The sequence below is a fragment of the Paractinoplanes hotanensis genome, assembly GCF_023717965.1.
Taxonomy (GTDB): domain Bacteria; phylum Actinomycetota; class Actinomycetes; order Mycobacteriales; family Micromonosporaceae; genus Actinoplanes; species Actinoplanes polyasparticus.
Window position 1 is genome coordinate 21,705 of sequence record NZ_JAMQOL010000026.1, and the last position, 13,845, is coordinate 35,549.

12 protein-coding genes are annotated in these 13,845 nt (G+C 71.7%); 8 read left to right on the forward strand and 4 right to left on the reverse strand.

Annotated features, from left to right (window positions below):
* Positions 1–30 precede the first annotated feature (30 nt).
* The 3 genes from LXN57_RS20040 (at position 31) to guaA (ending at position 4,864) form a co-directional block, all read left to right on the forward strand.
* Positions 31–1,821 (forward strand): S8 family serine peptidase, encoded by a 1,791-nt coding sequence (locus tag LXN57_RS20040; RefSeq protein WP_251799691.1) that lies wholly within the window; start codon positions 31–33, stop codon positions 1,819–1,821.
* A gap of 104 nt (positions 1,822–1,925) precedes the next feature.
* Positions 1,926–3,320, forward strand: a complete 1,395-nt coding sequence (locus LXN57_RS20045) for a S8 family serine peptidase (protein ID WP_251799692.1) — start codon at positions 1,926–1,928, stop codon at positions 3,318–3,320.
* Positions 3,317–4,864: a glutamine-hydrolyzing GMP synthase gene (gene guaA, locus LXN57_RS20050; RefSeq protein WP_251799693.1), complete on the forward strand. Its 1,548-nt coding sequence runs from the start codon at positions 3,317–3,319 to the stop codon at positions 4,862–4,864. Before LXN57_RS20045 ends, guaA begins: the two co-directional genes overlap by 4 nt.
* A gap of 13 nt (positions 4,865–4,877) precedes the next feature.
* Here the strand turns inward: guaA and LXN57_RS20055 are convergent, their stop codons facing one another.
* A complete protein-coding gene (locus tag LXN57_RS20055; protein ID WP_251799694.1) occupies positions 4,878–5,117 on the reverse strand; it encodes a PspC domain-containing protein in 240 nt (79 codons plus the stop codon).
* 205 nt (positions 5,118–5,322) lie between these two features.
* On the opposite strand from LXN57_RS20055, the gene LXN57_RS20060 reads away from it, so the two are divergent.
* The 3 genes from LXN57_RS20060 (at position 5,323) to LXN57_RS20075 (ending at position 8,373) form a co-directional block, all read left to right on the forward strand.
* Positions 5,323–6,273: an NUDIX hydrolase gene (locus LXN57_RS20060; RefSeq protein WP_251799695.1), complete on the forward strand. Its 951-nt coding sequence runs from the start codon at positions 5,323–5,325 to the stop codon at positions 6,271–6,273.
* 5 nt (positions 6,274–6,278) lie between these two features.
* The gene (locus LXN57_RS47935) at positions 6,279–7,184 is read left to right on the forward strand and encodes an NUDIX hydrolase (RefSeq protein ID WP_285904647.1); all 906 of its coding nucleotides are present in this window, start codon (positions 6,279–6,281) and stop codon (positions 7,182–7,184) included.
* 313 nt (positions 7,185–7,497) lie between these two features.
* Positions 7,498–8,373 (forward strand): CDP-alcohol phosphatidyltransferase family protein, encoded by an 876-nt coding sequence (locus tag LXN57_RS20075; RefSeq protein WP_251799696.1) that lies wholly within the window; start codon positions 7,498–7,500, stop codon positions 8,371–8,373.
* 163 nt (positions 8,374–8,536) lie between these two features.
* Here LXN57_RS20075 and LXN57_RS20080 read toward each other — a convergent pair whose 3' ends face one another.
* From LXN57_RS20080 to LXN57_RS20090, 3 genes are read right to left on the reverse strand one after another with little or no spacing between them, the layout of a single operon-like run.
* Positions 8,537–9,784, reverse strand: coding sequence for a phosphatidylserine decarboxylase (locus tag LXN57_RS20080; protein ID WP_251799697.1), 1,248 nt, complete (start codon positions 9,782–9,784; stop codon positions 8,537–8,539).
* A 27-nt stretch (positions 9,785–9,811) separates the two neighbouring features.
* Complete coding sequence (locus tag LXN57_RS20085) at positions 9,812–10,165, reverse strand: hypothetical protein (RefSeq protein WP_251799698.1); 354 nt, start codon at positions 10,163–10,165, stop codon at positions 9,812–9,814.
* Positions 10,162–11,730: a PspC domain-containing protein gene (locus tag LXN57_RS20090; protein ID WP_251799699.1), complete on the reverse strand. Its 1,569-nt coding sequence runs from the start codon at positions 11,728–11,730 to the stop codon at positions 10,162–10,164. The genes LXN57_RS20085 and LXN57_RS20090 overlap by 4 nt, the downstream gene beginning before the upstream one ends.
* A gap of 154 nt (positions 11,731–11,884) precedes the next feature.
* Between LXN57_RS20090 and LXN57_RS20095 the strand changes: the two genes are divergently transcribed.
* Positions 11,885–13,141: an ATP-binding protein gene (locus tag LXN57_RS20095; protein WP_251799770.1), complete on the forward strand. Its 1,257-nt coding sequence runs from the start codon at positions 11,885–11,887 to the stop codon at positions 13,139–13,141.
* Positions 13,138–13,806, forward strand: coding sequence for a response regulator (locus tag LXN57_RS20100; protein WP_251799700.1), 669 nt, complete (start codon positions 13,138–13,140; stop codon positions 13,804–13,806). Before LXN57_RS20095 ends, LXN57_RS20100 begins: the two co-directional genes overlap by 4 nt.
* Positions 13,807–13,845 lie beyond the last annotated feature (39 nt).

The following is a 13,845-nucleotide window of genomic DNA, read 5'->3' on the forward strand; positions in this document are numbered from 1 at the left end:
CGCTAATCAACGGGGGAGGCACGCGCTTCAATGAAGCTCACCAAGCGACGGGTAACCGTCGGTCTCATCTCCACCGCCGTCGTCGTGTCGATGACGAGCGTGACCACCTGGGCCCTGGCTGCCGACGAGGCCGGCACGACCTCGGCCGCCGCCAACACGCCCGTCCAACTCATCGTCGGTTACAAGGCCGGGATCGCGAAGGCCGCCACGACGCGCAGCCTGTCCGCGGCCGGCTTGCGGGCCACCGACTCCGGCACCTCGCAGTCGACGCTCGCCGAGATCAACGCCTCGCGCGTGACGGTGCCGAACAGCCGCATCGCGGCGGCCATGGCCTCCCTGCGCAGCGACCCGAATGTCGCCTACGTCGAGAAGGATGTCCAGGTCAAGGAGTTCGACACCACGCCGAACGACCCGTATTTCGTGCTGCAGAACGAGATGCACTCGGTCAAGGCCCCGGACGCGTGGGACACCACCACGGGCTCCGGCGTGGTCGTCGCCGTCATCGACACCGGCGTCAACGCCCGGGGCGATCTGGCCGGCGCCACCGTTCCCGGCCATGACTTCGTCAACGACGACTCCAGCGCTACCGACGACCGCGGTCACGGCACCGCGGTCGCCGCGCTGATCGCCGCCCGCGGCAACAACGGCAGCGGCATGGCCGGTGTCTGCTGGACCTGCAAGATCATGCCGGTCAAGGTGCTCGACAGCAGGGGCTCGGGCACGGCCAGCGACGTCGCTCAGGGCATCATCTGGGCGGTCAAGAACGGCGCCCGGATCCTGAACCTCTCGCTCGGTGGCCCCGGCGCCAAGGTCCTCCAGGACGCGGTCGCCTACGCCAACATCAACAACGCTGTGGTGGTCGCCGCCGCGGGTAACGCGGGCAACACCGCCTTCCAGTACCCGGCCGCCTACCCCGACGTGGTGACGGTCGCCGCGACCCGCCGCTGCACGGCGTACGAGACCCAGCCGACCTGCACCGTCGGCCACCAGACCCTGACGTCGTACTCGTCCCGCAACGCGTCCGGCGCGACGTGGGTCGACGTGGCGGCTGTGGGCGACGTGACGTCGATGACCAACGACGGCACCTACGTCGACGCCAGCGGCACGTCCTTCTCAGCGCCGATCGTGGCCGGTGTGGCTGCCCTGGTGAAGACCAAGAACCCGAGCTACACCGGTTGGTCGATCGCCGGCTCGATCTACAAGGCGGCCTCGGCCCGCAGGGTCTCGGGGGTCACGTACGGCCTGGTCAACGCGTCGACGTCGTTCGACATCCCGACGGACTCCATCGCGCCGACCGCCACCGGCATCTCGCCCAACGGCGGCTTCGCCCGGGGCAGCATCCCGGTGCGCCCGGTGAACCTGAAGGACGACCGTTCCGGCATCCAGAAGTCGCTGCTCTACGTGAACGGCGTCTACAAGAGCTACAGCCGGAACGCGCCCTACGGGATCACCTTCAACACCGCCGGCTACTCGGGCAAGACGAACATCGAGCTGCGGATCTTCGACAAGGCCAACAACCAGAAGGTCGTCAAGGGCGTGGTCACCGTCGACAACAAGGCCCCGGCCACGAAGATCACCTCTGCCCCCAAGAGCGGCACCAAGCTCAAGGGCACGGTGACGATCAAGTTCAGCGGCTCCGACGCCAACGGCATGGGCAAGTGGCTGTTGCTGATCAACGGCAAGGCCACACAGTCCCGCACGGTCGTCAAGCCGTTCACCTTCGCCACCACCTCGGTGCCGAAGAGCTTCACGGTGCAGGTGCGCGGCTACGACAAGGCCGGCAACTCGACCAACTCGGTCAAGCTGACCTACACCCGCTAGCACCCTGACCGCTCCGGACAACAAACCGGACGGTCAAGCAACGGACCGAAGGTGAAGGAGCCGGCCATCGTGGCCGGCTCCTTCATCGTTGCGAGGTCCTCAGCATGCGCAAGCTGGTCGCTGGTCTGTTCGTGGGCGCGTCGATGCTGGTCGCGGCGCCGGCACAGGCTGCACCGGTCCGCCCCGCCGACCCCGGCTTCGCCGGCCAGTGGGGCCTCACCCAGACCCGGGTCGACGAGGCCTGGTCGTCCACCCGCGGCTCGTCCCGGGTGGTGGTCGCGGTGGTCGACACCGGCGTGAGCCCGCTGCCCGAGCTGGCCGGACGCCTGCTGCCCGGCAAGGACTTCGTCAATCACGACAACAACGCGTCCGACGACAACGGGCACGGCACGATGGCCGCCACCGTGATCGCGGCCGCCGGCAACAACCGCATCGGGATCGCCGGTGTCTGCTGGTACTGCCGGATCCTCCCGGTCAAAGTGCTCAACGCCAAGGGCGGCGGCAGCTACACCGACATCGCTCTCGGCATCCGCTACGCGGCCGACCGCGGCGCCGCCGTCATCAGCCTCTCGCTGGGCGGCTCGGACGACAGCCCACTGTTGCGCGACGCCGTCGGCTACGCCGAGAGCAGGGGCGCGCTGATCGTCGCCGCGGCCGGCAACCGAGGCGTCTCGACCGCCCACTACCCGGCGGCCATCCCGTCGGTGCTGGCCGTCGGCGGCGTCACCCCGTCCGGCAGCCGCTACGACTGGTCCAACCACGGCAGCTGGGTCGACGTGACCGCCCCGGGCTGCAACTCGGCGCAGGGACCGACCGGGCTGATCGGGCAGTACTGCGGCACCTCATCGGCCACACCGTTCGTGGCCGGGGTGGCGGGCCTGCTCGCGGCCACCCATCCGACGCCCTCGGCCGCGCAGATCCGGGCTGCGCTCGTCGCCTCGCGGATGACCCGGTCCGGCCGGATCGATGTGCCGTCCGCGCTGCGGGCCCTGCCCATCGACGGTGACGTCACGCGGCCCGCGGTCGCCTTCGGCCCGGTCGGGACCCTCGTCCGCGGCCGGGTGACGATCACGGCCGCCGCGGCCGATCAGCACGGCGTCTCGCGGGTCCAGCTGTACGCCGGGGGCCGCCTGGTCGCCACGGACACCACCGCGCCGTACTCGTTCGCCTGGCAGTCCGCGCCGAACACGGCCACCGTGCCGCTGGAGCTGCGTGCCTACGACCGCCGCGGCAACCTGACCGTGGTGCGCCGCCACGTGCGCGCCGACAACACCGGACCGGTCGTGCGGCTCGCGAAGGCCGGCCGCACCCTGACCGTCCGGGCCACCGACCCGGCCGGCGTGGCCCGGCTGGAACTGGTCGTCAACGGCCGGATCACCGTGCGTAAGGCCGGGGCTTCGGGCCGGTTCGTCGTGCCCGCGAAGGCCCGCCGCGTAGTCGTCCGGGCGTACGACCGGGCCGGGAACCTGCGGGTCGTCAACGGTAAACTCGGTGGGTGAGTACTCCCCGCCCGGTTCTCGTCGTCGACTTCGGCGCGCAATACGCCCAGCTGATCGCCCGCCGCGTGCGTGAGGCGCGGGTGTATTCGGAAATCGTCCCGCACTCGATGCCCGTCGCCGAGATGCTGGCCAAGAATCCCGCCGCGATCATCCTGTCCGGCGGCCCGTCCAGCGTCTACGAGCCCGGCGCCCCCGTGCTCGACGCGGGCCTGTTCGACAACGAGGTCCCGGTCTTCGGCATCTGCTACGGCTTCCAGGCCATGGCGCAGGCGCTCGGCGGCACGGTGGCCCACACCGGCTCGCGGGAATACGGCCGCACCCACCTGACCGCCCAGGGGGGCACGCTGCTGCGCGAGCTCCCCGACGACCTGCCGGTCTGGATGAGCCACGGCGACAGCGTCGCGGTCGCGCCCGAGGGCTTCGCGGTCACCGCGTCGACGCCGGGCGCCCCCGTGGCCGCCTTCGAAGACTTGACCGCCAAGCGGGCCGGCGTGCAGTTCCACCCCGAGGTGGCACACACCGAACAGGGTCAGCGCATGCTCGAGCGCTTCCTCTACGACATCGCCGGCCTCGAGCCCACCTGGACCCCGAGCAACATCATCGACGACCAGGTGGCCGCGATCCGCGCTCAGGTCGGCGACAAGCAGGTGATCTGCGGTCTCTCCGGCGGTGTCGACTCGGCGGTCGCCGCCGCGCTCGTCCACAAGGCCGTCGGCGACCAGCTGACCTGCATCTTCGTCGACCACGGCCTGCTGCGGTCGGGCGAGGCGGAACAGGTCGAGAAGGACTACGTGGCCGCCACCGGCATCCGGCTCAAGGTGGTCGACGCGTCCGATGTCTTCCTGGGGCACCTGGCCGGCGTCACCGACCCCGAGCAGAAGCGCAAGATCATCGGTCGCGAGTTCATCCGCACGTTCGAGGCCGCGGCCCGCGAGCTCGACGACGAGCGGCACATCGAGTTCCTGGTGCAGGGCACCCTCTATCCCGACGTGGTCGAGTCGGGCGGCGGCACGGGCACTGCCAACATCAAGTCCCACCACAACGTGGGCGGCCTGCCCGACGACCTGCAGTTCGCGCTGATCGAGCCGTTGCGCACCCTGTTCAAGGACGAGGTACGCGCTCTCGGGGCCGAGCTGGGCCTGCCGGAAGAGATGGTTCAGCGGCACCCGTTCCCCGGCCCCGGCCTCGCCATCCGCATCATCGGCGCGGTCGACCGCGAACGGCTCGACCTGCTGCGCGCGGCCGACCTGATCGCCCGGGAAGAGCTGACCGCGGCCGGCCTCGACCGTGACGTCTGGCAGTTCCCGGTGGTGCTGCTGGCCGACGTGCGCAGCGTCGGCGTGCAGGGCGACGGTCGCACGTACGGCCACCCGGTCGTGCTGCGCCCGGTCTCGAGCGAGGACGCGATGACCGCCGACTGGTCACGCCTGCCCTACGAGACGATCGCCAAGATCTCGACCCGCATCACCAACGAGGTGCGCGAGGTCAACCGGGTCGTCCTCGACGTCACGAGCAAGCCCCCGGGCACCATCGAGTGGGAATGAGTCAGGCGGGCCGCTAGGCCCAGGGCGCGGGCGCTGCCTCCTCCGGCATCAGGAACCACATGATGGGGTAGGCGAGCAGCGCCGTGCCCAGGGTGACCACTGCCAGCAGAGCGAAGGCCACCCGCACGAGCACCGGGTCGATCTCGAAGTAGCGGCCGACGCCGCTGCAGACGCCAGCGGCGAGACGGTCGTCCAGAGGCCGGCGGAGCTGCTTGTACGGCGCCTCGGAGCTGCCGTGGGGGAGCTGTGTCATGCCTCCATGGTGTCCGCGCAAGGGCCCCGGCAACCTCGGTGAGCACCCGGAGACCGACCCTGATTTAGCCATTACGCAGTGTGGTGGATCACGAGCGCTTTGTGCAGGGAGGCGCTCTGATCAGCAATTACGCAGCGCTAACCACCTGTCAGGAATCCGACAGACGTTTTCTGGAGTTCACATATTCCGGGCAGAATGCCGCCCTGTGACCCCCGCACTCGAACCGCTCCGCCGGATCGCCGCCTACGCCGTTGCCACCGACGACGACGGCCGCGTGCTGCTCGTCCGCGCCTCCAGCAGTTCCGGCACGCCGGGCGTCTGGTCGTTGCCCGGCGGCGCCGTCGATCACGGCGAAGACCCCAACCACACCGTCGTGCGCGAGACGGCCGCCGAGACCGGCCTCTCTGTCGCAGTCACCGGGCTCCACGATGTGCTGGCCGACATGCGCGCCCTGCCGCACCGTGGTGTCACCATCCATACCGACCGCCTCATCTACTCGGTCTCGATCCGGGGCGGCACGCTGATCGACCGGGTCGGCCACCCCACCGACCTGGCTCGCTGGCACACGCTCGAAGAGGCCGGGCGCCTCCGGCTCCGGCAGTTCACGGCCACCGCGCTCGGGCTGGGCAGCGCCTCGGCCGACCTGCGGCCCGAGCCGGCGCCGACCTTCCCGTCCTTCTACGCCTATCCGGGGCCGGACGGGTTGCACCGGGCTCAGCGCTTCGCGGCATACGCGATCGCCACCGACCCGCACGACACCACCCTGCTGCTCACCCGCATCGCTCCGGGCTACCCGGGCGAGGGGCGCTGGCACCTGCCCGGCGGCGGCACCGACTACGGCGAGCAGCCCGGCACCGCGCTGATCCGCGAGCTGGTCGAGGAGACGGGTCAGGAGGGCCGGCTGGTCGAACTGCTCGGTGTGGCGAGCCACCGCGACGCGGCGTCGCTCGGCCCGGAGGGCTATCCGATCGACTGGCACGGCGTACGCGCCTTCTACCGGGTGATCGTGGAAGACCCCACCGAGGTCGCCGTCCGGGACGTGGGCGGCTCCACCTCCGAGGCCCGCTGGGTGCCCGTCAAGCAGATCGCCGACCTGCCCGAGGACGAGCTGACCGAGGTCACGGCCGAGGCTCTGCGCAAGGCGGGACTAATCTAGGCCGGGTGAAGATCAGAAGGGTCGGGGCGTACGGGATCTGCCGCGACGAGGCCGGGCGGGTGCTGCTCGCCCGGAATTCGCCGCTGAGCTCGTTCCCCGGCCTCTGGACCCTGCCCGGCGGCGGTGTCGAGCAGGGCGAACACCCGGACGACGCGGTGGTGCGCGAATTCGCTGAGGAGACCGGTCTGTCTGTACGGGCCGACGCGCTGCGCACCGTCACCGCCGACGTCTTCCGGCTGCCGACCGGCGAGCTCGAACACACCGATCGGGTCATCTACGACGTCTCCTCGCGCGGCGGAACGCTGGCCTCCGAGGTGTCCGGCACCACCGAAACGGTCGAGTGGCTCACGGTCGAAGACATCCGCCGGCTGCCGCTCATGCCGTTCACGGCGATCGCGCTCGGTCTCGGCGGCGCGGCCGAGTCGGACACGCCGGACGGCGATGAGGAGCTGGCCCGTCCGCAGCGGGTGCAGCGCTTCGGGGCGTACGCGGCTGCGACCGACCCCGACGGGCGGATCCTGCTCACCCGCATCGCCGCCGGCTACCCCGGCGCCGGCCGGTGGCACCTGCCCGGCGGCGGCACCGACCACGGCGAAACGCCCGAGGCCGCGCTGGCCCGCGAGCTGATCGAGGAAACCTCGCAGCACGGCCGGGTGACCGGCCTGCTGGGCATGTCGCACCGCTACGATCCGTCGGCGCTCGGGCCGGAAGGAGTGCCGATCGACTGGCACGTCATCCGCGTCCTGTTCAGGGTTTCGATCGAGGTGCCGACAGAACCTTCGGTGACCGAGGAAGCGGGCGGATCCACCGCCGAGGCGGGCTGGTTCACCCTCGCCGAGGCCAAGGCTCTGAACCTCACCGAACTGGCTGCCACGGCGGTAGACCGAGTCGGAGCGGAACAGGCGAGGTAAAATCGCCTCAGGGAGAGGTGAGGCAAGTGACCTGTCCCCTCCGTTGTCTGGTCGAACGTTGTCCGGTCAAACGCAGCGGAGCGAACGGGCCAACGACCGACGATTCGGCTTCTCGCCAAGGTCGACTCGCTGTGCGATGGTGTTACCCGCACATTTCCCCGGGCCCCATGTGCGAGGGGCGACCGGGCCGCTGCTCACCGTAATCACGGTGGGCCACCTGATCCCATGGAGGAAACACGTGCCGAGAACCCCTTGGCGCCGGCGTCGCTCGACGGATAGTCCCCGTCCCGCCGGTCGTCGTTGGGCAGGCCGGTTGCGCCGCAGCGGAACGCTCGCGCGGCAGGCCTTGATGGTGCGCGTGGGGCGCCGGGCCGAGTCCGGCCGGGCCGCCACCGCCACCCGGGCCGAAGTCATCTACACCGGTGCCGAGCACGGCCGGACGCTCGGTCCGGTCGCCCCGCACCTGGCGGCTCCCGCCACCGTCGAGGAGGCCACCGAGGTCTCGCTCCTGCCCGGTGAGCACACCACGGCCCGCAAGGTCCGCTTCGCGGTCGTGCAGGGCTGCACGCTGGCCAGTCTCGCTCTGGGCCTGACCGCGATCCTGCTCGCGATGCAGGGCGAGGTTCAGCTCGCGGCCGCGTTCCTGGTCGCCTGCGTGGCCTTCGACGGTCTCGACGGCGCGCTGGCCCGCAAGCTGGGCGTCTCCAGCCCGTTCGGCGCCCAGATGGACTCGCTGGCCGACATGTGCTCGTTCGGCCTGGCCGCGCCCGTGGTGGTCTACGCGTCGCTGGCCCACACGGTGCCCACGCCGGCCGCCGCGGTGGCCTGCATGCTGGTCGCCGCCTGCGCCGCGATCAGGCTGGCCCGCTTCAACGTCTCGCCCAAGGACGGCAAGTTCTTCTGCGGCGTCCCGACGACCCTGGTCGCGGCCGTGCTCGCGCTCGCCGTGCTCATCGGCCTGCCGCTGCCCGGCCCGGTGCTGCTCGCCGGGGTGGCGCTGCTCGCCTTCGCCATGGTCTCGAGCTTCCCGTACGCGAAGCTCGCCCGCCTGGTCCGGCTGCCCGCCTGGCTCTGGCTGGTCCCGGCGGTCGGCGCCCTGGTCGACGCCCGCCTGACCTTCGTCCTGGTCGTCACGGCCTACCTGCTCAGCGGCCCGGTCATGTGGGTCCGCGCCCGGCAGGTCGTCTAGGCTCCTTGTCAGAGAAGGCCGTCCCTTCGGGGGCGGCCTTCTCTCGTTGAGCTCCGGCCGCGGCCGGGCCGCTGATCTTTGAGCCGCTCGGGTACGTCACCGCGACTACGGGTTCCCGGCCGGCGCCTGCCCGTCTGAGGCATGGCGCCGGCCGGCACCGGGGTCAGTCGGTCCAGCGGGCGATGATCGACGAGCCGCCGATGACCTTGTCGTTGACGCTGACCAGGGCCTCGGCCTTGTCGGCGGGCAGGTAGACGTCGGTGCGCGAGCCGAAGCGGATCAGTCCCATGCGCTCGCCGCGGGCGACCAGTGTGCCGACCGGGACGCGCTGCACGATGCGGCGGGCGATCAGGCCGGTCCGCTGGGCCACCACCACCGTGCCGCGGTCCGTGTCGAGCACCGTGTACGCCGCCACGTTGTGCTCGGCCGCGGCGGTCATCGCGTTGGCGTAGCCGCCGGCCTCGACGAAGTAGTCGGCCACCCGACCGGCTACCGGCACCCGGTTGACGTGCACGTCGAGCACCGACAGGAACACCGCGATCCGCAGGAACTCGCCCGGCCCGAAGCGCTCGTCGGTCATCCGCTCGACGGAGAGCACCCGCCCGTCGGAGGCCGCGACGACCGCGGCCGGGTCGTCCGGCAGCTCACGCTCGGGGTCGCGGAAGAACGCCGCCACCGGCCCCGCAGCCAGCGCCGGCAGCAGCCAGAGCTTCGACTTGGGCCGGGCGACGCGGGCCACGGCGGCCAGGCCGAGCGTGATGCCCGCGGCAACGACGCCGTTGGAATCGATGTGCATGCCCCGGGTGACGGGGACGCTGGAGGGCCGGTAGGCCGGGGCCAGCGTGGCCGCGACCTTCGGGTCGGCCGGGGTGAAACGCAGCTTGTGTACCCGCAGCGGCGGCTGGTTGCGCACCACCAGGTCGGAGCCGACCCCGAACAGCGCGCCCTGCCGGAACAGCTCGGCCGCGGCCCCGCCCGTACGGCCCGGGGTGGCCGGGACGGCCACTGTCACCACGCCGCCGTCGGTGAGGTGCTTGCCGAGGCGGTCGAGCAGGTCGCGCACCTCGCCCGCGGTGCCGCTCAGCGGCTCGCCGACGATCACCACGCCGGCCGGCTGGGCCTCGTCGAGCGACTCGACGACCTGCACCCGGTCGGCGATCCAGCCGCCGAGCCCGTCGATGTGGTCACGGAGCAGGTCGGCCGTGCTGCGCTCGCCGGCGACCAGCGTGAGCCGGTCGCCGGGCAGCAGGGCCTCGACCGCGGCGGCCACCACCGGCGAGGCGTGATCGGCCCCGACCACGATCGCGGACGTGGCCGCGTTGTGTCGGGCGAACTCGGCGGTCAGGGCTCGGGCGGCCGTGACGCCGACTCCGACGATCGGCGCACGGGACACAACGGGGAACGCAGTCATGCTGACGAGCATATTGCGCGGCCCGCCCTACTCCTTGCGCGGCTGGTCGGTCGCCAGGCCCGGGTGTTCCTGCGAGAAGCGGTCAGCGGGGTCGTCCAACAGTTCCCGGACGATCGACGCGTGCACCTCGGCGGTGAGGTCGCCGGGCAGTTCGGGCTCGGCCGGCTGTTCGGGCGCGGGTGCCGGGGAGGGTGCCGAGCGGGCCGACCGCAGCGCGCCCAGCAGGCCGATCACGCCGAAGACGATCAGGCCACCGGCCACCAGCCAGCCCACCGCGGGCAGGTGCAGAGTCATCACCCGCGACACCGCCCACCACGCCACGACCAGCAGGAACAGGATGCCGAAGCTGAGCGAGACGCCATCCGTACGATGCGGCCTCATCGGAGCACCTCCACGTTTCCCGTGTCCATCTGAAGGTCGAGCTGGAGCGTGCCCCCGCCGGCGCCGTCGACGCCGAGGTCGGTCACGGTCTGTCCGTCGGCATCGCGGTCGGTGTACTCCTTGTCGAAGATCACGGCTCGCCCGTTGTCGAGCTGGAGCGTGGTGGTCGTGTCGACCGTCCCCGGCAGCAGCACCCGCAGCTGGCCGACCTTCATGGTGACGGTGACCGCCTGCGTCTGACCGGCGAAGGCGACCTGGCGCAGGTCGAGCGTCGCGTTGCCGGCGGTGAAGTCGTACCGGTCGGCGACCGCGGCCAGCGTGGCGGGCCGGTAGACGCTGTTGCCGACCTCGCTGCCCCATCGCTCGGCGCCGGTCGAGATCAGCAGGCCGATCGAGGCCAGCAGGCCCAGCGCGATCAGCCCGCGGGCCCGGCCGAGCCAGGCGCCGACGAGCAGGCCGGCCGCGATCGTGGCGACCGCGGCGGCGAAGTAGGCCGACACCGTGACGCTCGCGCCCGCCGTGTCGATCGCGGCGATCACGCCGAGCACCACGATCAGACCCGAGAAGGTAAGGCGGCCCAGCTTGGAGCGCTCACGCGGCGGCTTGGGCGGCTTGGCCCGCACCATCGGCGCCGGAGGCGCGGGCGGATACGTGACCGGGGTGGGCCGGGCGTAGGGGCCGTGCGGCGCGAACGGCGGCCGGTAGCCGCCCGGCGGCGGCGCGTAGGGCGGAGGCGGAGGCGGCGCGTAGCTGCCGGCCGGCGGCGTGTAGGGCGGCGGCGGTGCTGCGCCCACGGGCTGGGTCACCGGCTCGGCGGACGCTGCGGTGGCGGCCGCCGGCGGTGCGGCGGGCGGGACGGCGCCGAACTCGGCCGTCTTCTCGAAGGGGCCCGGCTCGAAGGGCTTCGGCTCGAACGGCCGGGGCGGCGGAGCGGCCGTGGGAAACGCCGAAGGCTGCTGCTGTTGCTGGTTGCTGCCGCTGCGCTTGATGAGCAGGATCGCGCCCACGATGACCGCGCAGGCCAGCAGGCTGGCCCGCATGCCGTCCTGCACGATGAAGGCGAACGACAGCACGGCCGCGCCACCGAGCAGCACCACCGAGACCGGCGCCATGCCGGAGCGGCCCTTGCCCAGCAGCGACTCGATCGGCGAGGCGGCGTCGCCCTCGGCCGGGGTGGCCAGCCAGCCGATCAGATAGAGCAGCACGCCGACACCGCTGATCACGCCCAGCACGGCGAACAACACCCGCCACAGCACCGGGTCGGTGTTCGTGGCGCGGGCCAGGGCGCCGCAGACGCCGGCCACATAGCGGCCCTGGCGGGGGCGCACCAGCTTGTCGCGCGAGAACGTCGGACCGGTGCCCGTGCCGAACCACGGCGGCGGCTCAGTGGCCGGGCCGGGCTCGGTGGCTGGACCGGGCTCGGTGGCCGGGCCGGGCTCGGTGGCCGGGCCGGGCTCGGTGGCCGGCGCCGAAGTCGCCGACGGGGTGGTGGGCTCGGCGGCGGACGCCGGCACGTCCTGCGACGGACCGGAGGGACCCCGCGCGGTGGCAGCTTCGTCGTTCATGACATCGATCCTCGCCCCGCGGGCACCCGAATCGCTTCCGGCTCCGACCCTGAGGCCACCCTGAGATCCCGGGGCCGGATACCTGGGGGAGTTCCCCGTGGCCCAAGCAGCCCGAACGTGTGACGATCGGAGGGACACAAGCCGAGGAGGAACCATCACCGCCGCCGTCACCCCGCCCCCGCGCCGCCTTTACCGGCCGCGCGACCACCGCGTCATCGCCGGTGTCGCGTCCGGGCTGGCGCAGCACCTGGGCGTTCCCGTGCTGGTCGTGCGCATCGCGCTGGTGGTGCTGCTCGGCTTCAACGGCCTCGGCCTGCTCCTCTACGCGGCGTTCTGGGCTGTGCTGCCGCAGCAGGTCGTCACGGCCGACCCGCCCCAGCGCCGCGACAAGGCCATGCTGCTCCCGTTCGCCGCCATCGGCCTCGGCGTGGTGCTGCTGCAGGCCCTGGTCTTCAAAGACAGTGTCGCCGGCACGGTCGGCTGGCTCATCGCCGTCGTCGCGGTCGGCGCGGGCATCATCTGGCACCAGTCCGACCCCAGCCGCCGCACCCTCGGCGGCGCGATGCCGCAGCAGCCGTGGCTGGCCGCGGTGGTGGCCGAGAGCGACCGCCGCTTCTTCCTGTTCCGCTTCATCGGCGGCGGGGTGCTGGTCGCCACCGGCATCATCGGTGTCGTCGCCGTCTACGCCCCGGCCGGCAGCCTCTCGGCCGTCGTCAACGGCGTCATCTTCGCCCTGGTCGGCCTGCTCGGCGTCGGCGTGGTGGCCGCGCCGCTGCTGTGGCGCATGTTCAACCAGCTGCGCACCGAGCGCGAGGGCCGCATCCGCGAGCAGGAACGCGCCGAGCTGGCCGCCATGATCCACGACCAGGTGCTGCACACGCTGGCCCTGATCCAGCGCAACTCGGCCGACATCAAAGAGGTGCAGCGGCTGGCCCGCGGCCAGGAACGCAGCCTGCGCAACTGGCTCTACAAGCCGACCGCCTCGCCCACCGAGCGCTTCGCGGCCGCCCTCGAGCAGGCCGCGGCCGAGGTGGAGGACACGTACGCGATCACCGTCGAGACCGTCGTGGTCGGCGACACCGAGTGCGACGACCGGGTCGCGGCCCTGGTCGCGGCGGCTCGCGAGGCGCTGGTCAACGCGGCCCGCCACGCCGGGGTGCAGACGGTGTCGCTCTACGCCGAGGTCGAGCCGGAGGAACTGAGCGTGTTCGTGCGCGACCGCGGCGCCGGGTTCGACCTGTCCGGCGTGCAGGAGTCGCGGCACGGCGTGCGAGGCTCGATCATCGGGCGCATGCAGCGTCACGGTGGCAAAGCAGAGATCCGCAGTGCCCCCGGCGATGGGACAGAGGTCCGGCTGATCATGTCCGTGTCGCGCGAGAGCGTGGCAGCGGGGAAGGAGACTGCACGATGACCGAGCCTCAGGAGCCCACGACCGATCGGCGGCTGACCGTCTTCCTGGTCGACGACCACGCGATGTTCCGGGCCGGCGTGCGGGCCGAGCTCGGCGCCCACGTCGAGGTGGTGGGCGAGGCCAGTTCGGTCGCCGAGGCGGTCACCCGGATCGCCGCCGTCGAGCCCGACGTGGTGCTGCTCGACGTGCACATGCCCGACGGCGGCGGGCGGGCGGTGCTCGACGCGATGCGGCGCACCCATCCCCACGTACGCTTTCTGGCTCTTTCCGTCTCGGACGCCGCCGAGGACGTGATCGGCCTGATCCGGGCCGGCGCCCGAGGCTACGTCACCAAGACGATCTCGCCCGACGAGCTGGCCGCGGCGATCCGGCGGGTTGCCGACGGCGACGCCGTGTTCAGTCCGCGCCTGGCCGGCTTCGTGCTCGACGCGTTCGCCTCCCGGCCCGACGTGCCGGTTGCCGACCCCGAGCTCGACCAGCTCACCAACCGTGAGCGTGAGGTCCTGCGGCTGCTCGCGCGGGGTTATGCGTACAAAGAGATCGCCAAGGAGCTGTTCATCTCCATCAAGACCGTCGAGACGCATGTCTCGAACGTCCTGAGGAAGCTCCAAATGAGCAACCGTTACGAATTGTCACGATGGGCGGCTGATCGTCGCCTCGTCTGACGTTCGGTCGCGAAACGCGTACCGAACGGCATATCCCCA

Bases quoted from the DNA above. Each gene is read 5' to 3' on its own strand.
- LXN57_RS20080 (WP_251799697.1), bottom strand. From the start codon at position 9,784: ATGACTGCGTTCCCCGTTGTGTCCCGTGCGCCGATCGTCGGAGTCGGC.
- LXN57_RS20085 (WP_251799698.1), bottom strand. From the start codon at position 10,165: ATGAGGCCGCATCGTACGGATGGCGTCTCGCTCAGCTTCGGCATCCTG.
- LXN57_RS20100 (WP_251799700.1), top strand. From the start codon at position 13,138: ATGACCGAGCCTCAGGAGCCCACGACCGATCGGCGGCTGACCGTCTTC.
- LXN57_RS20090 (WP_251799699.1), bottom strand. From the start codon at position 11,730: ATGAACGACGAAGCTGCCACCGCGCGGGGTCCCTCCGGTCCGTCGCAG.
- LXN57_RS20040 (WP_251799691.1), top strand. From the start codon at position 31: ATGAAGCTCACCAAGCGACGGGTAACCGTCGGTCTCATCTCCACCGCC.
- LXN57_RS20055 (WP_251799694.1), bottom strand. From the start codon at position 5,117: ATGACACAGCTCCCCCACGGCAGCTCCGAGGCGCCGTACAAGCAGCTC.
- LXN57_RS20045 (WP_251799692.1), top strand. From the start codon at position 1,926: ATGCGCAAGCTGGTCGCTGGTCTGTTCGTGGGCGCGTCGATGCTGGTC.